The following is a 23896-nucleotide window of genomic DNA, read 5'->3' as shown; positions in this document are numbered from 1 at the left end:
GCCAGATTCACAAAAGCTTCATATTCAAAATTCATGGTGAGCGCTTCATGAACAGAGATCTTAAAAATGCCATTTTTTGTTCATTTAATCGTCATAAAACTCGAATAGGTTAATATTTGTCATCTGGTACATACCAAATTGGTTTGTGCTCACTAATGGAAATGAGAGAGAGTAAGTCGATTTGGCTGCATCCACTCTTGCTAGACAGTTCAACTGGAGAACATGATGAAAAACCGTTTTATGAAAGGATCACTTGCTGCACTTGTGTCACTGCTGGCTACCAACGCATTTGCGGCCGAGGAAGTGACGGTTTATACAGCGTTTGAAACAGATATTTTGGCGAAGTACAAGAATGCATTTGAGAGCGAAAACCCAGACGTTCGCATCAAATGGGTACGTGACTCAACGGGTATTATGACGGCTAAGCTATTGGCTGAGAAAAACAACCCAAGAGCAGAAGTTGTATGGGGGCTTGCGGGTTCATCAATGGCACTGTTGAAAGAAGAGGGCATTCTTCAACCCTATACGCCTCAAGGTGTTGATGCACTTCGCTCAAATCTGAATGATCCTCAATCTTCTCAAGCTTGGTACGGTAACGACGCATTTTTCAACGCGGTTTGTTTTAATGAAGCTGTTGCAAAACAGTTGAACTTGCCTGCTCCTCAATCTTGGGAAGATCTCATCAAGCCTATCTACAAAGGTCACATTGCAATGCCAAACCCTGCATCTTCTGGTACGGGTTACATGCAAGTTTCAGCATGGCTACAGAACATGGGCGAAGACCAAGCCTGGAATTATATGCAAAAGTTGGATAAGAACATTGCACACTACACGCATTCTGGCTCTAAGCCATGTGTGCAGGCGGGTATGGGCGAAGTCGCTATCGGTATTTCTATGGCAAGCCGTGGCGCTAAGTTGAAAACGCAAGGTGCTCCATTGGCCGTAATCACCCCTGCAGGCATCGGCTGGGAATCTGAAGCGGTTGGTCTTGTTAAATCATCAGAAGCGGCAAAACGCGTTGTTGACTGGTCGATTTCTAAAGCAGCAAATGAACTCTACATTGAGATGTATCCAGTCGTTGGTCATAAAGACGTAACGGCGACAGTGAAAAACTTCCCAAATGTTGAAAAGAATATGGCGAAGATGGACTTTGCTCGTATGGGTAGTGAGCGTGCAGACGTATTGAAAACTTGGTCTGATAAGTTTGACGCAAAGTCTGAACCTAAATCTTAGTCTTACCCCTCTCAATCAAAGGAAGGCTTAGGTCTTCCTTTTTTGATCAATCAGAGCAGCCCTTTAATGCTCGCTCTCTAATAACTCTCAATATTAATCACACCGTGCATTTTGGTGTCGATTTCGCTAGGTAACTCTTTTATGTCAAAACACTACTCATACTGGTTCAAACAGGCGCTGCAGCAGGAGTTTGGTCAAGACTTTCCACCGACTGATGCAGGGAAAACATTGACCCAAGATCTTGAAACAGACATTGCTATCGTTGGTGGAGGCTACACAGGCTTATGGACCGCCATTTTGATCAAACAGCAGCAGCCACAAAAGCGTGTCGTGGTTATTGATAAAGGTTTGTGCGGCAGTGGCGCGTCGGGTGCCAATGGTGGGTGTATGCTCACTTGGTCGACTAAGTACCCAACACTCAAACGACTTTATGGAGAGCAACACGCGACATGGCTGGTGGAGCAATCAGAAAAGGTCATTTTTGAGATTGAAGCGTTTTGCCAAGAGCATGATATTGACGCCCACCTCTATCGCAGTGGCACTTATTACACAGCGACCAACCAAGCTCAAAAAGGCGGTATGGCGCCCGTCGTCAATGAGCTAAAAAAGCAAGGAATTAATAGCTGGCAGGAGTGTGGCGATAATCTAAGTCGTCAAGCTGGATCTGAGCGTCACATTGAAGGTTACTACTCTGAAGCGGCTGGTAGTGTTCAACCCGCGCTATTAGCACGAGGTCTTCGCCGCGTTGCTATTAAATTAGGTGTTGAAGTGTACGAAAATTCCCCGATGCTTGAATTGAAGTACGGGGAGCCAGCTAAGGTCGTCACACCTGCGGCAACCATTACGGCCAAAAAAGTGGTGCTGGCGTTAAATGCATGGATGCTTGATCACTTCAAAGCCTTCAAAAGAAGCATTGTGGTTGTCTCTTCGGACATGGTTATTACTGATTCAATCCCAGAAAAGCTTGCAGTGTATGGCCCAGAGCAAGGTGCAGCAGTGGTTGATTCGAGAATCTTTGTTCACTATTACCGAGATACTCGAGATGGCCGGCTGATGCTTGGTAAAGGAGGCAACAAGTTCTCGTTTGCCAATCAGGTTGATAACATGTTCAACCAGAAGACGCAGTATCTGCCACTGCTGAAAGAGTCATTTAATAACCTATTTCCAAAGCTTGAGCAGCAAGACTTTGCTTACAGTTGGTCTGGCGGGTCTGATCGTTCCGTTACCGGATTACCTTTCTTCGGCAACATTGAAAATCAATCGAACATCTTTTATGGGCTCGGTTACTCAGGTAACGGTGTTGCTCAAACTCGTATGGGAGGTAAGATTCTTTCGTCGATGGTTTTGGGATTGGACAATGAATGGACAAGAAGCGGCATGACAAAAGGCCCGCTCGGTCATTTTCCACCAGAGCCATTTCGTTGGCTTGGAGCGATGATGGTGCGTGATGCGGTGCGTCGCAAAGAGAACGCTGAAGATGCAGGCCAAAAGCCGATGTGGGTAGACAAGCAACTTTCCAAGTTGGCTGGTGCTGCTGGCAAAGCGGATAAAATTTCGGGTTAATAAACACCAAAATTGACCCAGCTAAAGGTAACCAAACGCTCTGTTGGTTACCTTTGGCTAGCACCAGATATTGGCCGACATTCAGTAAATGAGCGTCGTCTCAAATGAACTAAATGCTTGCTTAGAACTGGTAAGCGGCACTTAACTTGATTTCTCGACCCGGCGAAGGTATCCCTTTAGATAGATAAGCTTCGTAGTAGCGATCCGTCAAGTTAGTCACAATTGCACCGAACGAGAGCCCTTTGACTTGTTGAACTTCCCAAGTCGCATAAATGTCTTGAAGTGTATATTGCTGGCTCGCTGGGTAGCTGTAGGTTTTGGTCTCGCCCGTTTTCGTTTGAGCGTCGTACCAACGAACCTTCCAACCAGTCGTTAAGCCTTCACTCCATTCATAGCCTAAACCAAGGTTTATGTTGAGTGGCGGTGTACTTGGGAAATCTTCATCACTGCCTGTCGAATCAGATAAACTTCCTTTGTATTTCCCACGAACGTAAGCCACTGAAAAGTCGCTAAAGAAATCAGCAATTCGATATTGGCTGATGAGTTCGAAGCCGTGATTACGGTAGCCATCTAGGTTAGTAAACCAACTTTGATTTTCATCCGTTTCCCTATCTAAATTAGCGCCCACTCGGTTGTGTACGTGATCACTCACATCATTGTAGAAAATCGTGAATTCAGTGCCGATAGAATCATTATCGTTTAATAGCCCGTCAGTGATGTTGATTACACTGGCTTGGTAAGCATGGATTCGTGATACCGCAAGGTTGCGAGATGTCGATGGTGCTTTTGCACGAGCAAATTGTACCGAATACAAGTTGTCTATTGTTGGCGCTTTTAGAGCATAAGCGTATGAGAAATTTAAACGCGTGCTATCTGTTGCTTCGTAGTCAAGGTCGATACGAGGGCTGAAACCTTCATGTGTTGTTTCACTGTAGTCGTGCCCTGCAGCTGGATCGTTGTAATCTGGTGCCGCATTACCTTTACCTTCACTGACGATATACTCATATCTTAAAGACGGAGTGATGGTAAAGTTAGGTGTCGCTTGGAAGTGGTCTGCAATATAGACCGCATAGGTTTTTTGCGTACCAGAAGGTTCATAATACGGTGTGTACCAACCATAGTTTTTTCCTGGTTTATGGTCATTTGACGCATTGAAAACCAATGAATCACGTTCCGTTTTTTGATACTGGAGACCCGTGACTAAAGTGTGGTTACCAAGAATCGCGGTGTTATAGATATCGACAAAATCTCGCTTGTAGCTAAGCCAAGATTCGTGCCCGTAACTTGCAACGGATACCCACATCTTCTCAAAGGCAATATCTGGACGTACCCAATGACGATCATTCTCAGACCTTGCAGCCTTAATGTTGAAATCAATGTAAGGGCTAGATGGTGAGTAATGATATGAAGCTGTCGTCGTGTTGTCGGTGTATTCGTTGTAGACTGTATATGCGTATTTTGCCGCCTCTAGTGAACCATATTTTTCTATGGCTCTTTGATTAATCGTTGGCATCTCGCCGCGTCGGTTAGCCCACGGTTTACGCCCTTCGTCTTTATAGCGAGTGTGGCTTAGTTCAAATTGATGGTTGTTGTTTTCGTACCCGAACTTTAACAACATGTTTTCTTGCTCATACCCAGAATAATCCAAGCCACTATCTGAGCCACCGACATGGATATCGTCAGAGTCTGTCACCGAGCCATTAGCGATATAGTAAAACCCAGTGTCGCTTTTACCATAGACGCTCAGGTTGTATGCCATCGAGTCGCCGTTGGTGTTGTATCTCTGATTGGCACGGAAGCCGAAGTTTTCTCCCGGTGTTAGCAAGTCATCAACCGTTTTGGTTTTGATGTGAATAGTGCCACCAAACTTACCGTTGAGTGCTCGATAGTCATGTGCACCTTTAATAATTTCCGCTTCGCCAATCAAAAATGGGTCGAAGAAAAATGTGCCGTAGCGGTATTGTTGAAAACCGATCGGTGCGCCATCAACGAATACGGCTATATCGCTTGGGTCAGAAAAACCACGGATATTGATACGCTCACCACCGGAACGTGCACCTCCGTCGAGGTGTGCACCGGGCACAGAGTCGACAAGAGACGCAAAGTTAGAATATTGCTGTTCTTCTACTTCTTGCCAGTCGATGGTGGTTTGTCCTGGTTCCGATACGGTAATGGGTTTGGCATATTGAACACCAATCACTTCAACAGACTCATCTGTGGCTTCAGACGAAACTGCGTTAAACGATTGAAAGACAGCAATTGAGAGCAGGCTTAACTTAAAAATGGGGCTAGAGTAAATACTCATAACAATGACTTATAGTAGTTTCTTGGAGTAAGGATTATATGAATATTTATCAATTACACAAACATTAATGATATTAATTATCATTAATGTTTGGTTTGTATTGCTGTCAATAGGTAAAAATGTGGAAGTATTGGCTAGCTATGTGATTTCTATTTAGTTAATCCATCTGAATTGTTCTAAGGCGTTGAGTCTGTATGTACACAGTAGAAGTAACCTTTGGTATCTGTCACGGGAAGTGTTTTTCGTAAACCTCCAATGCTTTTCGAACACGAAACCGAACCGTTATACAAACGCAATATAACTGTCATTTAGCTTCTATAAATTTGTCACTCAACTGAAATATTCAGAGTTTAGATTTGGTATATACCATTTAAAGAGTGCTGCAGAAAATGAGCAATTCAACCTATCTGAATATAGAAAACGTTGTAAAACAGTTTGGTCAATTTACGGCGTTGAAAAATATCTCCTTGTCGATCGAAAAAGGGGAGTTTGTCTGCTTCTTGGGACCGTCTGGTTGTGGAAAAACGACCCTTTTACGTGCCATTGCGGGCTTAGATCTTCCAACCTCTGGGCGTATTGAGCAGAACCAAGTTGATACGACCTTTCTTCCACCTGAGAAACGTGATTTCGGCATTGTATTTCAGTCTTATGCGCTTTTTCCTAATCTGACCGTTGAAGAGAACATTGCGATTGGCTTAAAAAATCAAGGTATGTCGAACAAAGAGGCGTTGGAAGCGGTTGAGAGCTGGCTAGAGACCATTGGTTTGCCTGGATCTGGGCAGAAATACCCAAACCAATTATCTGGTGGCCAGCAACAGCGTGTGGCGCTTGCTCGTGCGTTAGCGCTCTCTCCGGGGCTTCTGCTGCTTGATGAGCCACTTTCGGCGTTGGATGCCAAAGTAAGAACACACCTACGAGACGAGATTTGCCAGTTACAAAGAAAACTCGGTATTACCACTATCATGGTGACGCACGACCAAGATGAAGCGTTAACTATGGCTGATCGCATTGTGGTGATGAATCATGGTGTTATTGAGCAAGTTGGCGCGCCACAAGAGATCTACCAAAAGCCCGCGACTCGATTTGTCGCTGAGTTTGTTGGCTGCATGAATTTCATTGAAACTTCAGTGATTGCAGATTCTAAGATGCGTATTGCAGAGTCCATTCTAACCTTGCCAAAGTTAGATAATCTGGATACCAAGGTTGGTGAGCGATTTGATATTGCCGTACGACCAGAGCAGCTCCACTTTGTCGATCGTTTTAGTGAATCTCTTCCTGTTCGTATTGTGTCGAGCGAATTTCTGGGCGCATTTTATCGCGTTGAGTGTGAACTTCAGCATGACCCAAGAGCGAAGCAGATTGTGGTTGATGTGCCAGTCAAAACCTTTAGTGACATGAAGCTGCGTCGTGGAGACATTCGTTATGTGGCGCTCGATCAGGATGGGCTGCGCGCGTATCCAAGCAATGAGCGTCTTATATCTAAAGATGAGGCAGCGTAACTGTCATGGAATCGACACAAATGATGCAATCTAAACAACGAATTCAGCAGAGCGTAACACCGCTTCTTGCGCGGGTAAGTAAAGACAATGTTATCTTATTTAGCTTACTCGCGTTTTTGTCCGTGGTGATGGTGCTTTTCATCTTGATGCCATTATGGGCGATGCTTAAAAAAAGTGTTCAGAATGGCGAAGGGGAGTTTGTTGGCCTGCAAAACTTCGCGACGTATTTCTCTTCAGCAAGCCTTTGGCAATCGGTGGGTAACACATTTACTCTTGGGGTGTTGGTGACGGTTGTCGTAGGTGTACTCGCATTTGGTTATGCTTATGCTCTAACGCGATCTTGTATGCCGATGAAAGGGTTGTTCCAAGTCCTTGGTTCTGCGCCGATTTTAGCGCCTTCATTGCTCCCTGCGATAAGCCTAATCTTTCTGTTCGGTAATCAGGGTATCGCAAAAGAAATGCTTGGTGGGCACTCAGTCTATGGCTTGATAGGAATCTCATTAGGTTTGATTTTTTGGACCTTCCCTCACGCATTAATGATTTTGACTACCTCATTGCGCACGTCAGATGCTCGCTTGTACGAAGCCGCACGAGCGCTTAATACTTCGCCTCTCAAAACTTTTTTTGTGGTGACTCTGCCCGCAGCCAAATACGGTTTGATCAGTACATTGATCGTCGTCTTTACACTCGTGGTGTGTGATTTCGGTGTGCCGAAAGTCATTGGTGGCAGCTACAACGTTCTTTCTACTGACATCTTTAAGCAGGTGGTTGGCCAGCAAAACTTCTCCATGGGTGCGGTGACCAGTATCTTGTTACTCCTGCCTGCGGCTTTGGCATTCGGCGTGGATCGCTGGGTTCAAAAGAAACAGAAAAGCTTGTTCGATACACGTTCAGTAGCCTATCAGCCACAACCTAGTATGGTTCGAGACAGTGTCTGCTTTGTCTATTGTCTGACGATTTCTGCTGCTGTCGTGGTTGTTTTAGGGATGGCGATCTACGGCTCTATGGTGACTTTTTGGCCTTGGAACAAAGCACTGACGCTTAACAACTACAACTTCGCTGAAATGAGTACTTATGGTTGGACGCCGTTTTTCAACTCCCTAACATTGGGCGCTTGGGCGGCGATTATTGGTACCGTACTGATTTTCCTTGGTGCATACGGCATAGAGAAAGGCCGCGCATTTGCACCAATCCGCCAAGTCATGCAGATGCTGAGCGTAGTTCCAATGGCGGTTCCAGGCATGGTTCTAGGCTTAGGTTATATCTTTTACTTTAATGACCTGAACAATCCGCTGAATTTCCTGTATGGCACGATGACATTCCTTGTGATCAATACCGTAGTGCACTATTACACGGTCGGTCATATGACAGCTCTTACGGCATTAAAACAGCTCCCCACAGAAATTGAAGCGACAGCTGCCTCGGTCAACCTTCCTCAATACAAGCTGTTCTTTAAAGTAACTGTGCCGGTATGCTTGCCCGCTATATTAGACATCGCGACTTACTTGTTTATTAATGCACTAACTACGACTTCTGCGGTAGTATTCTTATATTCAACGGATACCATTCCAGCCTCAGTTTCGGTTCTCAACATGGATGATGCTGGACAGACTGGAGCGGCTGCGGCGATGGCGGTGATGATTATGCTATCGGCAGCGAGTGCTAAAGTGGTGCACTTGGTTATCAATAAGCTGTTTGAAAAGCGCACACAGGCGTGGCGTAAGCGATAATTCGCGGGCTTGGCGAATAAGAATTTATATGCGGGGCCATGGAGCGGCTACCAGATAGAATAATTAAAAGGAAAATGGGTGCAGTACGTAAAAATTAAAGATGTCATTGTTGAGCAGATTGAGTCTGGGATGCTTTCTCCAAGACAGAAACTGCCTGCAGAGCGTAAGTTGGCGGAGTCTTTCGATACGACTCGCGTTACCTTGCGTGAAGCCTTGTCTTCATTAGAAGCGGAAGGACGCATTTATCGAGAAGATCGCAGAGGTTGGTTTATTTCACCGGAGCCACTGCGTTACGATCCGACTCAAACACTTAACTTTACCAACATGGCGTTGTCACAAAATCGTCAGCCTAAGACGGAATTGATTGCAGCTAAAGGCATATTGGCGACGAAAGAGGCGACTCGACTGTTAAAGTTGGCTCCTTTCTCTGATGTTTACCGAGTTGACCGAGTTCGTTATCTCGAAGACAGGCCAGTGGTGTATGTGACCAACTATATTCGCCCTGAGTTGTTCCCAAACTTGTTAGAGCATGATCTCTCTAAATCACTTACCGATATTTATCGAGAGCACTTTGGTGTTGTCTACCAGACGATCCGTTATCGAGTGAGTACGACTTCACTGCTGGGAGAGACGGCTCAGGCACTCCGAGCGACGTCGGGATCACCGGCGATGGTGGTTGAGAGGATCAATTATAACCAAGATGGTGAGTTAATTGACTGCGACATTGAATATTGGCGACATGATGCCATCAGTATCGAATCCGTAGCTCATCTAGAACGCTAGACGGTGAGCTGATAGAAGGTATCGGTACACGTCGGTTAATTAAGCTAACCCCCTAATCAGGTCTCTACATTAGAGGCCTTTTTATCCTCAAAATTGGAACGAACATGGAACTGTCCGCCATTGTCTTAGTGATAATTTCAGCTCTACTTCATGCAGGCTGGAATGTGCTGGGCAAATCAAACCAAAGCTCTGGATCGGCTTTTTTCTTGGCATCGAGCTTTGCTGCTGCCAGCTTGCTCACCCCTTACCTGATTTGGTACATCAACACGGTCGGCTTCTCTAATATCGGTCTACCGTTTTGGCAATTGTTACTGCTGAGTGGAATCTGCCAGGTGATCTACCTAGTGGGGTTGGGGGTTGCTTATAAGCAAGCTGATATCGGTGTGATATATCCAATGGCTCGTGCTCTGCCTGTATTGATGGTGGGATTTGGCACTTTGCTGTTGGGATATTCGTTGACGTACAACCAGTGGTTTGGATTTACGCTGATTACCTTGGGCTGTCTAGTTGTACCCCTTGAGAGTTTTAACGATCTAAGACCACGAGCCTATTTCAATCTTGGGGTACTTTGGGCACTGATCGCAGCGATTGGCACAACGGGCTATTCAATCATCGATAAAGAAGCCTTGTTACTGCTCGGTAACTTAGCATCCAATAATATTACGAATAGAGATGCATCGGTCTTTTACCTAGGTATGCAGTTCTGGGCGATAGCTTTGCCGCTCAGTATGTGGTTATTGCTTTCTAATCAGCGTATTGAATTTGCAAACGCATGGCGCATTCGCAAAAAAGCCGCAACGGCTGGAGTCATGATGGCCGCGACTTATGGGTTGGTTCTGTTCGCAATGACCATGACTGAAAATGTCAGCTTGGTTGTGGCTTTAAGGCAGGTAAGTATCATCTTTGGTGTTGTGATGGGGATCTATTTTTTAAAGGAAAAGTGGCACATAACTCGTGGTGTAGGTGTTCTATTTATTCTGTCAGGATTAGTTATCTCATTGTTTTAGAATGATTATTACATAGTCAGTTATTCTTGAAGTGTCACGTTTTACACGTAATTTCCTTATTGATAGCAAACGTTTTACTGATGTTAAAGATGTGATCTCTCTCATAGACAGTTCGGTAAAGTTACCGGTAACATCGCACTCAACGTTACCGGTAACATAAAATAACAAACCGGATTAAGTGAAACCCATAAGGATACCCCGAATGAAAGCTATGACTAAAACGCTGATTGCTGCCTCCCTAACAGGTCTATTCGCGACTTCTGCAATGGCTGCAGACTTCAAACTGAAAATCCAATCTTCAGATCCATCTGGTGACTTGAACTTCAAAGTTCAACAGAACTGGGCTGAGCGTGTTGAGACAATGTCTAATGGTCGTATCGATATCGATCTTCTACCAGTAGGTGCTGTGGTTAAACACACAGAGACACTAGGCGCGATCAAAATGGGTATCCTTGATGGTCAAGTAACGGCAACAGGTTACTTCTCTGGTAAAGATCCAGCATTTGGTCTTATCGGTAACATGGTTGGTGCTTGGTCTGATACAACACAACTGCTGCAATACATGAACTACGGTGGTGGTAACGAGCTAATGACTGAACTTTACGCTCCTTACGGCGTTAAGTTTGTTGGTGCTTCAACTACGGGTGTGGAATCGTTTATCTCGAAAGTACCAGTAGACGGTGTTGATGATCTTAAAGGTCTTAAACTGCGTGCTCCTGAAGGTCTAGTACAGCAAGTATTTGCAGCAGCAGGTGCGACACCCGTTAACTTACCAGGTTCTGAGGTATTTACTGGTTTGAGCAAAGGCGTTATTGATGCGGCTGACTACACGGTATTCTCTACCAACCAAAAAGCGGGCATGAATGACATTGCGACACACCCAGTTCAACCGGGCTTCCACTCACTTCCTCTGATCGATATCTCTATCTCTCAGAAGAAGTGGGACAAGATGCCTGCGGACCTACAAACAATTCTACAAACGTCTGTTCGTGACTTCTCTTACGACATGACAACTCAGCTGAAAATGGCTGACCAAGCAGCAGTGAAAGAAGCGCAAGCAAACCCAGAAATCACGATTCATAACTGGTCTGATGAAGAGCGCAAGAAGTTCCGTGAAATCGCAAAAGGTCAATGGAAAGTATTTGCTGAACGCTCTCCAAATGCACAGAAAGTCTACGACTCTGTAACTGGCTTCCTAGAGGCAAACGGCCTACTTTAATTCACAACGATTATCTAGGCTAAATAGCTATTTTAGCTTCTCTTTTGGAGGGCAATTGCCCTCCGTTTTTTTGAGTAATACGTTATGACAGATAAAACGCCTCATGCGCCCCAAGAGCAAGAAGAGCAACCAAGAAACATTCTCGACCGCGCGATCATCAAGGTCAGCAATGTTCTAAGTGGTTTGTTCATCTTCACTGTACTTATCTCTTTCTACGAAGTGGTGATGCGTTACGCGTTTGATGCCCCAACGACTTGGGTGCACGAAACCGCTTCTTTCGTTGGTGGCTCGCTATTTATCGTGGGCGGTATTTATGCCTTTGCTGCTAACAAGCACGTTCGAGTTGTTCTAATTTACGATTCAGTTTCTTCTCAAACTCGAAAATACCTCAACCTAGTGCACCACTTAGTGGGCTTAGCGTTTGCTGGTATGTTGGCTTACGCCTCTTATTTCATGGTTCAAGAGTCTTGGTTTACACCCTGGGGTGATCTTCGTCTTGAAACATCAGGCTCGGTACTGAATGCACCGTACCCAGCGCTTCTTAAAGGCATCATCTTTGTTTGTCTTTGTGTTCTTGTTGTCCAGTTTGTATTGCACCTAATCCAAGAGATTGTAGGGCTAGGGAAGAAAGGCGATGTTTGATCTATCCTCTATTGGCATCGCATGGGGCAGTGTCCTTATGCTGGTTATGATGATCGGCTTGCTACTTACGGGTATGCAGCTGGCATTCGTAACAGGCTTCGTAGCCATATTTTTCACGCTGTTTTGGTTTGGCCCAGACGCACTGCCTCTAATTGCTAGCCGTACTTATAGTTTTGCGTCAGGTTACGTTTTCCTCGCGGTTCCGATGTTTGTATTGATGGCCGCGCTGCTTGACCGTTCAGGCATTGCACGCGACTTATTTGATGCAATGAAGTCGGTAGGCCGAAGAGTTCGTGGTGGTGTTGCCGTCCAGACCCTCTTGGTTGCGGTACTGCTTGCTTCAATGTCAGGTGTTATCGGTGGTGAGACAGTGCTGTTGGGTATTTTGGCATTGCCACAAATGCTACGCCTTGGTTATGACCGCAAGTTAGCTATCGGTACAACTTGTGCGGGTGGTGCGCTAGGTACCATGCTGCCTCCATCTATCGTACTTATCATCTACGGTATGACGGCGAGTGTCTCGATTGGTGATCTGTTTAAAGCGTCATTCCTTCCGGCGTTTATCCTAGCGGGCTGCTACATCGGTTATGTTCTCATTCGTTGTAAGTTAAATCCTTCTTTGGCTCCAATTCCAAGTGATGAAGAGATCGAAGAAGACATGGCAAATCAACCGAGCTACTTCAAGGCGCTGTTCTTCCCACTATTATCAGTAGCAACTGTTCTGGGCAGTATCTATACAGGTATCGCATCGGTAACAGAAGCGTCTGCCTTGGGCGTTGTGGGTATCATGATTTCCGCAGCGATTCGTGGTGAGCTGAACTTCAATATGCTCAAAGCGAGTGCCATCGCAACCATGCGTACCTGCGGCATGATCATGTGGATCGGTATCGGTGCAAGCGCGCTGGTTGGTATCTACAACCTAATGGGCGGTATCGACTTTGTTGAAGAAGTGATTCTAAGCCTAAGTGGTGGTAGCCCACTCGCAACACTGCTAATCATGATGGTTATCCTACTGGTTCTAGGTATGTTCCTTGACTGGGTTGGTGTGGCGCTTCTAACGATGCCAATTTTTGTACCAATCATCACAAGTCTTGGTTACGACCCAGTATGGTTCGGTGTGGTGTTCTGTCTAAATATGCAGGTGTCATTCCTATCACCTCCGTTTGGTCCAGCAGCCTTCTACTTGAAATCAGTGGCACCAAAAGACATCAGTTTAGGCGAGATCTTCAGTTCACTACTGCCATTCATCGGCCTACAGGTTCTGGTTTTAGGGATGGTGATTGCATTCCCTGAGCTCGCGATGTGGTGGAAATAATCCACCTCTTTTAAAGACCTAAAGAACCCCCAGATTATATAGACAGCCTCCAGTGTGAGTTGGAGGCTAAGGATAGTATTGCCCAATGAAAGCGAAAAAAATCTTAGTAATGGGCGTTTCAGGCTGCGGTAAAAGCTTGATTGGTAGCGAAATTGCCAACGCTCTAAATCTGCCTTTTCATGATGGTGATGATTACCACCCACAATCAAATGTGGACAAGATGGCAGAAGGCATTCCTCTAAACGACGATGACCGTCAAGGTTGGTTGGAAACTCTAAACAAGGTTTACGTTGAGAATGAAGCAGCAGTGATTGCCTGTTCAGCGCTAAAACCAGCGTACCGCGACATTCTACGAAACAACAATCAAGAGTTAGTGATCGTTTACTTACAAGGCTCATTTGACACTATTTGGAATCGTCATAAGTCGCGTGAAAACCACTACTTTAATGGCGAAGCGATGTTAAAGAGCCAGTTTGAGGCGTTGGTTGAGCCACAACAAAATGAGGCGTTGTTTATCGATATTTCGCAAGATGTCCAGGGCGTTGTCGCTGATGCGCTAAAAGCAATTAAGCAGCTTGAGGAGAGGAACTAATGAGCACTTCAGAACTTTCTCAGTCAAGTAAGTCTCAATCTAACATTGCGATGATTGGCCTTGGTGTTATGGGCAAAAGCCTGGCGTTGAACCTACTTGATCAAGGCTTTGACGTGACTGGCTTTGATATCAGCGAAGCACATCGTGAGCGTGCTGAATCAGAAGCAAAAGCACTCGCGCAAAAAGCTGATAAAGGTAGCTTCTTTAAAGCTGCTGACCTGGACCAAGTTCTTGATTCTCTGGTTAAGCCACGCGTTATTGCCTTGTCTGTCCCTGCTGGCAGGATTGTTGAGGCAGTGATTGACGATCTGCTAGCAGTTGGCCTCGAGCAAAACGATATTGTTATTGATACGGGTAACAGCCTTTGGACCGATACAGAAGCGCGTGAGTTGAAGTATCGTGGCAAATTACGATTCTTCTCAACGGCGGTATCCGGTGGCGAAGTAGGGGCGCGTACAGGCCCTGCACTGATGGCTAGCGGTGATAGAGAGGCTTGGAATTACGTTCAACCAATGTGGGAAGCTATCTCAGCCAAGGTTGACGACAATGGCTTGCCTGTTGGTCAATTCGATAAGGGCGAACCTTGCGCGGCCTATCTAGGCCCTGCCGGTGCTGGTCACTATGTGAAAATGGTGCATAACGGCATTGAGTATGCGGACATGCAGCTCATTTGTGAGGTCTACCACTTTATGTCTGATGTGTTGGCTATGTCAGCGCAAGAGATTGGTGAAGTCTTTGCTAAGTGGAACCAAGGTGTACTCAACAGCTATCTGATGGAGATCAGTGCTGATATTTTACAGACGTTAGATCCAACAACACAGAAGCCGTTTGTTGAAGTGGTGCTTGATAAAGCCGGGCAGAAAGGCACGGGGCTTTGGACTGCAGTAAATAGTCTTCAAGAAGGGGCGCCAGCGCCAACCATTGCTCAAGCGGTATTCGCTCGCGCTCAAAGTAGCCAGAAAGCGGTACGAGTACAAGGTGTGAAGGTGTTGCGAACGCACGTCCAACCAAACTGCGGCAAGGCCAAACAAGAGACCATCGATGAGCTACATGATGCTCTGTATTGCGCTAAGCTCTCGGTGTATGCGCAAGGCTTTGATTTAATGAAAGCAACCTCAGTCAAAGAGGGCTGGAATCTCGATTTTGCTCATATTGCCAAGATTTGGCGTGCAGGCTGTATTATTCGAGCTGCGTTCTTACAGGATATCACTAAGGCATACCAAAGCGATGCAGATCTGAGCAACTTGCTGTTTGCAAACCGTTTTGTTGAAGAGGTTCATGAGCGTTCTTGTGGCTGGCGCGCAGTCGTTGCAAATTCGGCATTAACAGGCGTTCCAATGCCAGCAATTACTTCTGCGTTGGGCTATTTCGATTCACTTCGCTGTGAAGTGCTACCGGCCAATCTGCTTCAAGCACAGCGTGACTACTTTGGATCTCACACCTATTCGCGCATTGATAGAGATGAGCAAAATAAGTTTCATATAACTTGGAGTGATACGCCTCGCTTAGAAATCGAAGCTTAGCCCTAATCATTTAAACGTCCTCATTATGGGGACGTTTTTGTTTGTGGGACTGTATCAATATTTCGTTAGATAAGGCTTCAAATCTTAAGTCAGTTGGATACACTGTTACCAGTAACATAATCAATAACAATAATAACTACTTACTATGTCAAATAAGAAAAAACGTCCTACGTTACAAGATGTTGCCAATTTAGTTGGCGTCACCAAGATGACCGTAAGTCGCTGTTTAAGAGACCCTTCACAGGTTTCTGAAGCACTACGAGACAAAATCAATTCCGCGGTAGAAGAGCTGGGTTACATCCCAAATCGCGCCCCAGATATCCTTTCAAATGCAAAAAGTAATGCCATCGGCGTACTGGTTCCATCTTTGACCAACCAAGTTTTCGCTGAGGTGATTAGAGGGATTGAACAGGTGACCGCCCCTGCGGGCTATCAAACCATGATTGCTCACTACGGCTATAGCGAAGAACTTGAAGAGCAGAGTATCGCATCGCTATTGTCTTACAATGTAGATGCGATCATTCTCTCTGAAAATGTTCATACAGATCGAGCTCGTAAGATGCTGCAAACTGCGTCAATTCCCGTTATCGAGATTATGGACTCTGTGTCACCGCGCATCGAGCAAGCCGTCGGTTTTGATAACTTTGATGCCGCGAGAGAGATGACCAAAGTGATGATCACCCGAGGCCGTCAAAACATTGCGTATCTTGCGGCTCGAATGGATGAACGTACTCGTTTAAAGATGGCGGGTTATGAGCATGCAATGGAAGAGCACGCACTCACGCCGTTGACTATTCAAACCGAAGAGGCATCTTCATTTACACTGGGCGCAAAGCTGCTCGGTGAGCTGCTAGAAACGCACCCTGAGGCAAACGGTATCTTCTGTACCAATGATGACTTGGCCATCGGTGCCTTTTACGAATGTGTCCGTCGTGGTATTCAGGTGCCTGAGCAGATGGCGATAGCGGGTTTCCACGGCCACGATATTACGATGACCATGACACCGCGCTTGGCTACGGTAATAACCCCGAGGGAGCAGATAGGGAAGGTCGCAGCTGAGCAAATTGTTTCGCGTTTAAAAGGCAGAACCGATTGGACGGCTAAGTTGGATCTGGGCTATGCGATTGAGCTTGGTGAAAGTATCTAGCTGCTTATTCTAATCATTAAAAAAAACGCCCTTACCGTTCTCGGTTAAGGGTGTTTTTCATATTCAGGCTACCAGTTGCTAAAATCGGATTTTAAGCTTCGGCTTGCGCTTTCGCGTCTTCTTGCTTTAACACTTTATGGCCATCTTCACTCACACCACGTTTCCAATAGCTGCTGATGTAGATGTTCTCTTTAGCCACTTCTTTCTCGTTACGAAAGTATTGACGCAGCGCGCGCATGTTCTCAAATTCACACGCTGTCCATACTGCAGCAGTACCTTCAAGCCAAGTGAGCTCTTGAACTTTATCGGACAGTGATGACGCTTGTTCCGATTCTATCAACCAGATGACCTCAAGCTGACTTGGTGCGTCCAATGGTTGCTTGTCCTGCTCTGAGGCGATTTGAATAACAGCGTAACCTTTTGCGTCACGCGGTAGGCTTTTTACTTTTGCAGAAAGAGCAGGCAGTGATGTCATATCAGCGGCCAAGAAAAACCAATCAGCGTCCTTATTTAAGCCTTGAATAATGCCCGGACCACCAATAGTGATGGTTTCACCCTCTTCAACGTTCATCGCCCAGCGAGCGGCAAAGCCACACTGTAGGTCAACGGTGTTGTGGCGAACAAAGTCGACTTCAATTGAAGGCACGTCAGGGTTGAATTCGCGAATTGTGTAAGTTCGCATGGTTGGGCGTTTGCCCTGCTCAAGAGTTGTCAAATCTGTTCCCCCCAGCTCATTGAACATCAACTTGATGTAACCACCTTCACAATCATTAGGAAAGCGACTTAGCCCGTCGCCGCTTAAGGTGATGCGCTGCATGTTGGGTGTGATGGTTTGGGTACTTGTAACAGTAACTTGGATAGGACTTGGCTTACTCATAATGGACTCTCTTTCTCTATAAGCTAACTATCATAGTAGCCTTCACCAAATGACTCAATAGAAATGGTTATCATTTACATGAATTTACATCATGCACTTTTAGCATAACCTTGTATTTTCATTAAGGCTTATGTTCGGTAGACCAAGCACAAAAAAACCAGCGCGGAGGCTGGCTTTGTATTAACTTCCGTTATGAGGCGTGGCTTCATTTCAAATGAATGAGGCTGACCATCAACGCTATTTATTCACAAGGTGGCGCCATATGGATCACAGCAAGACCGCCCAAAGACGTTTCACGATACTTCTTGTTCATATCTTTACCCGTTTGGTACATGGTTTCGATTACCTTGTCCAAAGAGATTAAACACTTGCTGGTGCGCTTCAATGCCATTCGAGACGCGTTGATGGCTTTCATGGCACCCATTGCATTACGTTCAATACATGGCACTTGTACTAAGCCACCAATTGGGTCACAGGTCATACCTAGTGAATGCTCCATCGCGATTTCAGCCGCAATACAGATTTGCTCGTTGCTACCACCACGCAGTGCAGTAAGACCTGCCGCCGCCATTGAAGAGGAGACACCGACTTCGCCTTGACAGCCTACTTCAGCACCAGAGATGGACGCGTTGGTTTTGTACAAGATGCCAATCGCACCGGATACTGCAAGGAAGTCTTTGAGCTGTTTAGTATCGAGCTCTTTGATGAAACGATGGTAGTACATCAGAACCGCTGGAATAACACCAGCAGCGCCGTTTGTTGGTGAGGTAACGACTTGTCCGCCTGCAGCATTCTCTTCGCTGACCGCGAAAGCAAATAGGTTAATCCAATCCATGATCTCCATCGGATCGTTTTCAATCGCGGCATTGGCTTCCAGTTTTTTCAATAGAGCAGGGGCGCGTCGAGTCACCTCAAGGCCACCGTCAAGAATACCCTCCGTTTCAAAACCACGCTCCATACAGAGTGACATCACTTTCCAAATCTGCTCTGTGCGCTGATTGATCGCTTCCATGTCTTGGAATGAGGTCTCATTACGCAGTACCAAACCGCCTAAGCTAAGACCGTTCTGTTCGGCTAGGGCAAGCAGTTCATCAGCAGAGCTAAACGGAAATTCGACATGAGTTTCTTGCTCTTTCTTACCGTTTTGGAGCTCGTCTTCTGTGGCAATGAAGCCACCACCAATCGAGTAGTAGGTTTCCATATCGATCAGCGCACCGTCTGCGTTGAATGCAGAGATGGTCATGCCATTTTCATGTAGGGGTAAGTTGGTGTTGTGAAACAGCATATCTGTCTCAACGTCGAAATGAACATTATGGTGACCGCTAAGGGCTAGGCTCTTGTCTTCAATGGCTTTTTGCATTGCTTGATTGGCACTGCTGATCTTAATCGTATCTGGCTTATTACCCAGCAGTCCCAAAATCGTAGCGCGATCGGTGTGGTGCCCCTTACCCGTTAGAGAAAGAGAGCCATAAAGGTCAATTTGCACTCTCGCCACTTCTTCCAGTTTAGAGGCGATTTTTTGAGTAAACTGAAACCCTGCGATCATTGGTCCATTGGTGTGCGAGCTGGATGGGCCAACACCAATTTTGTAGATATCAAAAATAGACAGCATAATAACTTCCTGTGAAGGGTTCGCTTGGTGCGAACTCTGGTGTAACTGTTTTTACATACCTCGCTTCTCTTGAGCATAGTGTATGAATGACATTGTTCTGTTTTATACTCATGGGCATTGAATACGTATGGATGCGATACTCAGAAAAATGTTCTTAATGCGACCACACGATTTACTACCTATAAAGTTGTCATCAATAGTGAGCGTTATTGCGAGCAACTCATGAGAATTTAAAAATACTTTTGTTAACAACTATTGTATACATAATTCACTCTATCTAATTGCGAAAACGAGACTTGTACATTAAATGAGCATTAAAAACCTTGTAGTTATTCTGGGTAAACGGCTAAATAAGAATGAATTGACTGCAGAAGGGCGGAGTAGAGTTGAAGCTGCCATCGATTATTTGGCAAGTCGCTCAAATGACAAAGTGGCGGTCGCGTTTTGTGGTGGTGTCACACCGGGACAAACTCTGTCTGAAGCCGAAGTGATGTATGAGTACTTCTTGCAACTCGAGAGTCAGCTTGAATCACCTTTGAGCATCCAAGCTCGGTTATTAGAGAAAAAATCAACCAATACGATAGAGAACATCCACAATTTGGCGTTGGAGCTTATTGAAAGCGGCTTGTTGGAAAATAGCCAGCAACTGAATGTGGTATTTGTGTCCAATGACTATCACTTGCAGCGGATTTTTGAGATCCAATCGTTAATGGATGAACAAGGGCTACTTAAAGTGCTCGAAGAGCGCTGTGGTCAATTGGGGGTGGCTCTGAAGATTGATCGAAATATTGAACAGCATGTTGTGGTGGCATACCCGCATACGACAGTTCAAGCACAGCTGTTTCTATTAATTGATTGCTTAACGACGTACCGTGTCTATCTTGAAGGTATAGTCGCAGGTCGCTTTGTTGGGCAACAAGAGCAGACCCGCAAAGCACCTGCTCAGTTAGGGCTAGAAGCGATCGACAAAGCTGTACAACTTTCAGCGACTGCTCAGTTTAGCTTGCTGCATTCGCTATTACCTCTGTTGCAAAACTGTATTAGGCAGACTCCAGTAGGGACAGACAAAGAAAAAGTCAGAGAGTACCTCGCGTTGCTGGATACAAATCTGACTTTGCTGAATCGTTACTTGGATCCAGAACAAGACCTGGATACTCGCTGGTGGCGCTCAGGCCACTAGAGATAGAGAGGCTAGCTTTCTGTTTCTTGCTCATGATGTTGGCGGTAATACTCCCACTGTTCAATACGGTCGCCATTTTCAAAGACACAGTAAGTCGTGCGCTGAGCATTTTCTGTTACTCTATCAAGCTCAGCCCCTTGCTGAACACAATACACAGCAGCTGGGTTAGCCATTGAAACACGTTCGGACTCACTGTACTGGTCGTACTCGCTTGCACAACCCCCTAAAACCAAAGTGAACATTGCCATCAAGCCAATTATTTTCATGCTATCTCCTTAGCAAGGTTAGGAAGCTCTTTTAATGAGTATATTTTAGAATCAGGAAAAATCCGTGATTTTTGAAGCAACAGATTGAATTGGTATGATAATTCGACAAGTTTCGATCTATTTTGAGTGTTGGATCAAGCTTGAAATACCAACTATTTCTTTTGGACTGACTCCTATGAATTAGGGCGAAATTCAATCCATACCTGATTGTGATATCATGCCGCCAAATTTTGCAGAGCTATAACGATAATGAGACACCTAAAAACAACGATTCATCCTGACATTGAGCACTTAGACGACCAAACCGTGTACAAGCGTAACGCCGCTCGCGCTATTGTGCTGGATGGTGAGAACATTCTGATGCTATATACAGAGCGTTACCACGACTACACCATTCCTGGGGGCGGCCTAGATGAAGGTGAGGACGTTATCGCGGGCATGGTTCGTGAGCTGCAAGAAGAGACAGGTGCTCAGAATATTCATGGCATTAAGCCATTTGGTATTTTTGAAGAGTTTCGTCCTTGGTATAAAGATGATGCCGACATCATGCATATGATCTCCTACTGCTACACCTGTAAAATTGATAGCGAATTGGGTGATACAGCGTACGAAGATTATGAAGTGAAGAACGGAATGAAGCCGGTTTGGATCAACATCCATGACGCTATCGCTCATAACGAAAAAACCATGGCAGAAAGCCCTAAGAAAGGCATGAGCATTGAGCGTGAGACCTTTCTACTGCATTTGGTTGCTAAAGATATGCTGTAATTCACAAGCTTACTTGGGGTAGCTGTTATAGTGCTGCCCCAAATATCACTACTTTTTAGCTTACGTTCCGACTCCTCTTATTGTCTTCCAACCTATCTCCTGAACTTCTTCAACCTCTGTTCTATTACTCCTCATGTCGCATATTTGTAATGTTTAGCGATATTCGCTCGATCTTATAACGATAAATGATATAAGTTCTCAACATTGCCTTTTATGTCAATGAATTAAGTGATAATCATCCGGTAACCATTGGGTGGTTTTCGTAAAGAAGTTTTGGTTAATACCGTTAGGGTTATACGTTATTGCATATGAGAGAGAACAAAATGAAGAAAGTCGTTATTGCGTTAATGTTGTTGTTACCATTGCCTTTATCAGCAAGTGAGTCTTCTAAGCAAGAAAAAGTGGATGCGTTAATTGAAGTCATGAATATGAACGAGTTGTTAGATTCAATGCACATTCAAGTTCAGAACATGATCAACAACATGCACCAACAGTTAGAAATTAAAGAATCAGAGAGACCACTGTTTGACGAGTATCACAAAAAAGTGGGTGTAGTGATGCAAGAGCAGCTAAGTTGGGAGCAGTTTGAACCAATGATGTTGGACATCTATAACCAACACTTTTCTGAGGAAGAGATCAGCGCAATGCTAGACTTCTATCGCTCTGAAATGGGGCAAAGTATTCTCAACAAGATGCCGGTGGTCATGCAAGAATCCATGGTCACGAGTCAAAAGATGGCACAGCGAATGATGCCGGAAATTCAAGCACTTACTGAAGAGTTTCACAAGAAACTGCAAGAGCACCGCAAGCAAGAACAGCAGACTCAATAATAACTTCAGCGGTGAATTGATCGCCAAGAGAACAAAACTATTGGTGAGTATTACAACTACGTTGGAAATAGCTAGGAGGTCATATGGATTTGGTGCTCTACAGTGCTGCTGACTAGAAAGCACCTCTTTTCTCCTTTGGTCAAATTTCTGTGCCAAGGTTTTTGTGCGCTTGCTATCAATCACATTTTCTTTTCTTATCTTTATCGTGATGCGTATAACAGAATCTGACATTTCCGGTAACGTTCCCGACAATGTCAGATACTATCCGTCTCAAGGTTACAATTCTGATGTTTTTTATTATTAATATGCAACAAACCATCGGAATATCATCCGTTTTCTATTCGTAAATAGCCTGAAAATTTTATTGGGAACGTTTGCAATTATTCTTAATATTATTACGTGGGACAAAGGATATGAAAAAACATAATTTAGCAATGGCTGTAGCAATCAGCTTGATAGCTTTACCAGCGATGGCATCAACAGAGGTCTCTGAATTAGAACAGCGAATCAACGAGTTAGAGAAAAGAATCGAACAAACTGAACAGGTCGCAGTGGCAGCCGATGAGAAGGCGTCGACATTTGAGTTTCACGGCTATGCACGCTCTGGACTGTTAATTAACGATGATTTAAATGGCGCGACAGGTACAGGACCATACATGACAGCAGCAGGAGCTATTGGTGCACCAATAGGCCGCTTAGGGGTTGAAGACGATCATTACTTAGAAGCGAATTTGATTCACAAGCGCTTTGCTGAGGATGGTTCAAGTGCGTTATTTAGAATCATGCTTGCGGATAGCACTGAAACAAATAATGAATGGACGGCCACCGAAAGCCAATTGAACGTACGTCAGGTCTATTCTGAATTGAACAACTTAGCGATCTTCTCTGACTCAGAGGCATTTTCTGAGGCGACGTTCTGGGCGGGTAAGCGATTCGACAGAGATAACTTTGATATTCACTTCTTTGACTCTGATATCGTATTCCTATCGGGTACTGGTGCAGGTGTTTACGACGTTCAATTGAATGAGAGATGGAAGACTAACTTTTCGATTTATGGTCGTGATTTTGGCGAGATAGATAGTCCATCAACTGATGTTGAAAACTACATTGCGACGATGAACAATCGTATTGGGCAGTGGCAATTTATGTTGAGTGCAATGACCTCGGCAGACAACAGTGATCGTACTGATGGCGCCGCTGATCACGGTGAGCACGCAATGCTCGCTTTTCACGCAGAGACCTTCTATGGAATGAGCGAAGGTTTCTCAAAAACTGGCTTCATTGTTGGTAGCGGTTTGGGTGCTGAGCTGAAGGGCATCGGGTCAAATGGTGATCTGTTAGATGATGCGAAAGCCGTACGCCTATTCAGTTATGGTGTCACACGCTTTGCTGATAATTGGCGCGTTGCTCCAGCGTTTATGGCTGAACGCAGTCAAGATCGCTTAGAGAAAAGTGATGAATATACATGGGCATCACTCAACGTAAGATTGGCTCAAGAGTTTAATGAGAACTTTGAAATGGTGTATGAGGGTTCATACCAATTTATGGATCTTGATAATTCTGTCGAACAAGCGAGTGGTGGGTTTTACAAAGCGACCATTGCTCCGACTTTGAAGCTTTCAACCAGTACTGGCTTTTTTGATCGTCCCGAACTACGTTTTGCTGTGAGCTATGTTGACTGGAGTGATGAGCTAAATGGTTATGCGATCAGTCAGGAACCAGATGCATCAACGATGGGTGATGGCGGTGAAGTGTTGTTCGCACTTCAGATGGAAACTTGGTTCTAATAGTAGCGATTAATGATT

20 protein-coding genes are annotated in these 23896 nt (G+C 45.1%); 16 read left to right on the top strand and 4 right to left on the bottom strand.

What is annotated here, in order from left to right:
• Window positions 1-222 precede the first annotated feature (222 nt).
• Together AC6I7V_RS15705 and AC6I7V_RS15700 are read left to right on the top strand one after the other, a co-directional pair.
• On the top strand, window positions 223-1233 hold the full coding sequence (locus tag AC6I7V_RS15705) for a putative 2-aminoethylphosphonate ABC transporter substrate-binding protein (RefSeq protein ID WP_498012217.1): 1011 nt from the start codon (window positions 223-225) through the stop codon (window positions 1231-1233).
• A 141-nt stretch (window positions 1234-1374) separates the two neighbouring features.
• Entirely contained in the window at window positions 1375-2796 is a 1422-nt protein-coding gene (locus AC6I7V_RS15700) for an FAD-dependent oxidoreductase (protein ID WP_498012216.1), read from the top strand.
• 121 nt (window positions 2797-2917) lie between these two features.
• Here AC6I7V_RS15700 and AC6I7V_RS15695 read toward each other — a convergent pair whose 3' ends face one another.
• Window positions 2918-5101: a TonB-dependent receptor domain-containing protein gene (locus AC6I7V_RS15695; RefSeq protein ID WP_498012215.1), complete on the bottom strand. Its 2184-nt coding sequence runs from the start codon at window positions 5099-5101 to the stop codon at window positions 2918-2920.
• A 389-nt stretch (window positions 5102-5490) separates the two neighbouring features.
• On the opposite strand from AC6I7V_RS15695, the gene AC6I7V_RS15690 reads away from it, so the two are divergent.
• The 10 genes from AC6I7V_RS15690 to gntR all read left to right on the top strand — a co-directional run bounded on the left by AC6I7V_RS15690 (window position 5491) and on the right by gntR (window position 16558).
• Window positions 5491-6600, top strand: a complete 1110-nt coding sequence (locus AC6I7V_RS15690) for a putative 2-aminoethylphosphonate ABC transporter ATP-binding protein (RefSeq protein WP_255232530.1) — start codon at window positions 5491-5493, stop codon at window positions 6598-6600.
• 20 nt (window positions 6601-6620) lie between these two features.
• Window positions 6621-8330 carry a putative 2-aminoethylphosphonate ABC transporter permease subunit gene (locus AC6I7V_RS15685; protein ID WP_498012214.1) on the top strand — a complete coding sequence of 570 codons (1710 nt, stop codon included), beginning with the start codon at window positions 6621-6623 and terminating at the stop codon, window positions 8328-8330.
• Window positions 8331-8408: 78 nt separating this feature from the next.
• Window positions 8409-9113 carry a phosphonate utilization transcriptional regulator PhnR gene (gene phnR, locus AC6I7V_RS15680; protein ID WP_032550290.1) on the top strand — a complete coding sequence of 235 codons (705 nt, stop codon included), beginning with the start codon at window positions 8409-8411 and terminating at the stop codon, window positions 9111-9113.
• A 104-nt stretch (window positions 9114-9217) separates the two neighbouring features.
• Entirely contained in the window at window positions 9218-10120 is a 903-nt protein-coding gene (locus AC6I7V_RS15675; protein ID WP_498012213.1) for an EamA family transporter, read from the top strand.
• A 202-nt stretch (window positions 10121-10322) separates the two neighbouring features.
• Window positions 10323-11339, top strand: coding sequence for a TRAP transporter substrate-binding protein (locus AC6I7V_RS15670; RefSeq protein WP_255232533.1), 1017 nt, complete (start codon window positions 10323-10325; stop codon window positions 11337-11339).
• Window positions 11340-11423: 84 nt separating this feature from the next.
• Window positions 11424-11981: a TRAP transporter small permease subunit gene (locus AC6I7V_RS15665; RefSeq protein ID WP_498012212.1), complete on the top strand. Its 558-nt coding sequence runs from the start codon at window positions 11424-11426 to the stop codon at window positions 11979-11981.
• Window positions 11974-13296 (top strand): TRAP transporter large permease, encoded by a 1323-nt coding sequence (locus AC6I7V_RS15660; protein WP_498012211.1) that lies wholly within the window; start codon window positions 11974-11976, stop codon window positions 13294-13296. The genes AC6I7V_RS15665 and AC6I7V_RS15660 overlap by 8 nt, the downstream gene beginning before the upstream one ends.
• Before the next feature lie 85 nt (window positions 13297-13381).
• Window positions 13382-13888: a gluconokinase gene (locus tag AC6I7V_RS15655; protein WP_498012210.1), complete on the top strand. Its 507-nt coding sequence runs from the start codon at window positions 13382-13384 to the stop codon at window positions 13886-13888.
• Complete coding sequence (gnd, locus tag AC6I7V_RS15650; protein WP_498012209.1) at window positions 13888-15411, top strand: NADP-dependent phosphogluconate dehydrogenase; 1524 nt, start codon at window positions 13888-13890, stop codon at window positions 15409-15411. The genes AC6I7V_RS15655 and gnd overlap by 1 nt, the downstream gene beginning before the upstream one ends.
• A gap of 145 nt (window positions 15412-15556) precedes the next feature.
• Entirely contained in the window at window positions 15557-16558 is a 1002-nt protein-coding gene (gntR, locus tag AC6I7V_RS15645) for a gluconate operon transcriptional repressor GntR (protein ID WP_255232538.1), read from the top strand.
• Between the two features lie 91 nt (window positions 16559-16649).
• Here the strand turns inward: gntR and AC6I7V_RS15640 are convergent, their stop codons facing one another.
• Both AC6I7V_RS15640 and AC6I7V_RS15635 read right to left on the bottom strand, forming a co-directional pair.
• The gene (locus tag AC6I7V_RS15640; RefSeq protein ID WP_498012208.1) at window positions 16650-17435 is read right to left on the bottom strand and encodes a siderophore-interacting protein; all 786 of its coding nucleotides are present in this window, start codon (window positions 17433-17435) and stop codon (window positions 16650-16652) included.
• A 241-nt stretch (window positions 17436-17676) separates the two neighbouring features.
• Complete coding sequence (locus AC6I7V_RS15635; protein ID WP_255232540.1) at window positions 17677-19047, bottom strand: L-serine ammonia-lyase; 1371 nt, start codon at window positions 19045-19047, stop codon at window positions 17677-17679.
• A gap of 307 nt (window positions 19048-19354) precedes the next feature.
• On the opposite strand from AC6I7V_RS15635, the gene AC6I7V_RS15630 reads away from it, so the two are divergent.
• Window positions 19355-20227: a YdcF family protein gene (locus AC6I7V_RS15630; protein WP_498012207.1), complete on the top strand. Its 873-nt coding sequence runs from the start codon at window positions 19355-19357 to the stop codon at window positions 20225-20227.
• A gap of 11 nt (window positions 20228-20238) precedes the next feature.
• Here the strand turns inward: AC6I7V_RS15630 and AC6I7V_RS15625 are convergent, their stop codons facing one another.
• Window positions 20239-20493, bottom strand: coding sequence for a putative hemolysin (locus tag AC6I7V_RS15625; protein WP_255232542.1), 255 nt, complete (start codon window positions 20491-20493; stop codon window positions 20239-20241).
• A gap of 249 nt (window positions 20494-20742) precedes the next feature.
• Here AC6I7V_RS15625 and AC6I7V_RS15620 point away from each other — a divergent pair, with 249 nt between their 5' ends.
• The 3 genes from AC6I7V_RS15620 (at window position 20743) to AC6I7V_RS15610 (ending at window position 23878) form a co-directional block, all read left to right on the top strand.
• The gene (locus AC6I7V_RS15620; protein ID WP_498012206.1) at window positions 20743-21261 is read left to right on the top strand and encodes an NUDIX hydrolase; all 519 of its coding nucleotides are present in this window, start codon (window positions 20743-20745) and stop codon (window positions 21259-21261) included.
• A 323-nt stretch (window positions 21262-21584) separates the two neighbouring features.
• Window positions 21585-22091, top strand: coding sequence for a DUF2059 domain-containing protein (locus AC6I7V_RS15615; protein WP_498012205.1), 507 nt, complete (start codon window positions 21585-21587; stop codon window positions 22089-22091).
• Window positions 22092-22504: 413 nt separating this feature from the next.
• Window positions 22505-23878 carry a carbohydrate porin gene (locus AC6I7V_RS15610; protein WP_498012204.1) on the top strand — a complete coding sequence of 458 codons (1374 nt, stop codon included), beginning with the start codon at window positions 22505-22507 and terminating at the stop codon, window positions 23876-23878.
• Window positions 23879-23896 lie beyond the last annotated feature (18 nt).

This window comes from Vibrio sp. KUL70 (assembly GCF_059725515.1).
The sequence above is the reverse complement of the archived record's forward strand: the minus strand, read 5'-3'. Positions and strand labels throughout refer to the sequence as shown.

Bases quoted from the DNA above. Each gene is read 5' to 3' on its own strand.
- AC6I7V_RS15635 (WP_255232540.1), bottom strand. From the start codon at position 19,047: ATGCTGTCTATTTTTGATATCTACAAAATTGGTGTTGGCCCATCCAGC.
- AC6I7V_RS15640 (WP_498012208.1), bottom strand. From the start codon at position 17,435: ATGAGTAAGCCAAGTCCTATCCAAGTTACTGTTACAAGTACCCAAACC.
- AC6I7V_RS15660 (WP_498012211.1), top strand. From the start codon at position 11,974: ATGTTTGATCTATCCTCTATTGGCATCGCATGGGGCAGTGTCCTTATG.
- AC6I7V_RS15620 (WP_498012206.1), top strand. From the start codon at position 20,743: ATGAGACACCTAAAAACAACGATTCATCCTGACATTGAGCACTTAGAC.
- AC6I7V_RS15655 (WP_498012210.1), top strand. From the start codon at position 13,382: ATGAAAGCGAAAAAAATCTTAGTAATGGGCGTTTCAGGCTGCGGTAAA.
- AC6I7V_RS15625 (WP_255232542.1), bottom strand. From the start codon at position 20,493: ATGAAAATAATTGGCTTGATGGCAATGTTCACTTTGGTTTTAGGGGGT.
- AC6I7V_RS15670 (WP_255232533.1), top strand. From the start codon at position 10,323: ATGAAAGCTATGACTAAAACGCTGATTGCTGCCTCCCTAACAGGTCTA.
- AC6I7V_RS15690 (WP_255232530.1), top strand. From the start codon at position 5,491: ATGAGCAATTCAACCTATCTGAATATAGAAAACGTTGTAAAACAGTTT.
- AC6I7V_RS15665 (WP_498012212.1), top strand. From the start codon at position 11,424: ATGACAGATAAAACGCCTCATGCGCCCCAAGAGCAAGAAGAGCAACCA.
- AC6I7V_RS15700 (WP_498012216.1), top strand. From the start codon at position 1,375: ATGTCAAAACACTACTCATACTGGTTCAAACAGGCGCTGCAGCAGGAG.
- gntR (WP_255232538.1), top strand. From the start codon at position 15,557: ATGTCAAATAAGAAAAAACGTCCTACGTTACAAGATGTTGCCAATTTA.
- gnd (WP_498012209.1), top strand. From the start codon at position 13,888: ATGAGCACTTCAGAACTTTCTCAGTCAAGTAAGTCTCAATCTAACATT.
- AC6I7V_RS15675 (WP_498012213.1), top strand. From the start codon at position 9,218: ATGGAACTGTCCGCCATTGTCTTAGTGATAATTTCAGCTCTACTTCAT.
- AC6I7V_RS15705 (WP_498012217.1), top strand. From the start codon at position 223: ATGATGAAAAACCGTTTTATGAAAGGATCACTTGCTGCACTTGTGTCA.
- AC6I7V_RS15630 (WP_498012207.1), top strand. From the start codon at position 19,355: ATGAGCATTAAAAACCTTGTAGTTATTCTGGGTAAACGGCTAAATAAG.
- AC6I7V_RS15615 (WP_498012205.1), top strand. From the start codon at position 21,585: ATGAAGAAAGTCGTTATTGCGTTAATGTTGTTGTTACCATTGCCTTTA.
- AC6I7V_RS15685 (WP_498012214.1), top strand. From the start codon at position 6,621: ATGATGCAATCTAAACAACGAATTCAGCAGAGCGTAACACCGCTTCTT.
- AC6I7V_RS15695 (WP_498012215.1), bottom strand. From the start codon at position 5,101: ATGAGTATTTACTCTAGCCCCATTTTTAAGTTAAGCCTGCTCTCAATT.
- AC6I7V_RS15610 (WP_498012204.1), top strand. From the start codon at position 22,505: ATGAAAAAACATAATTTAGCAATGGCTGTAGCAATCAGCTTGATAGCT.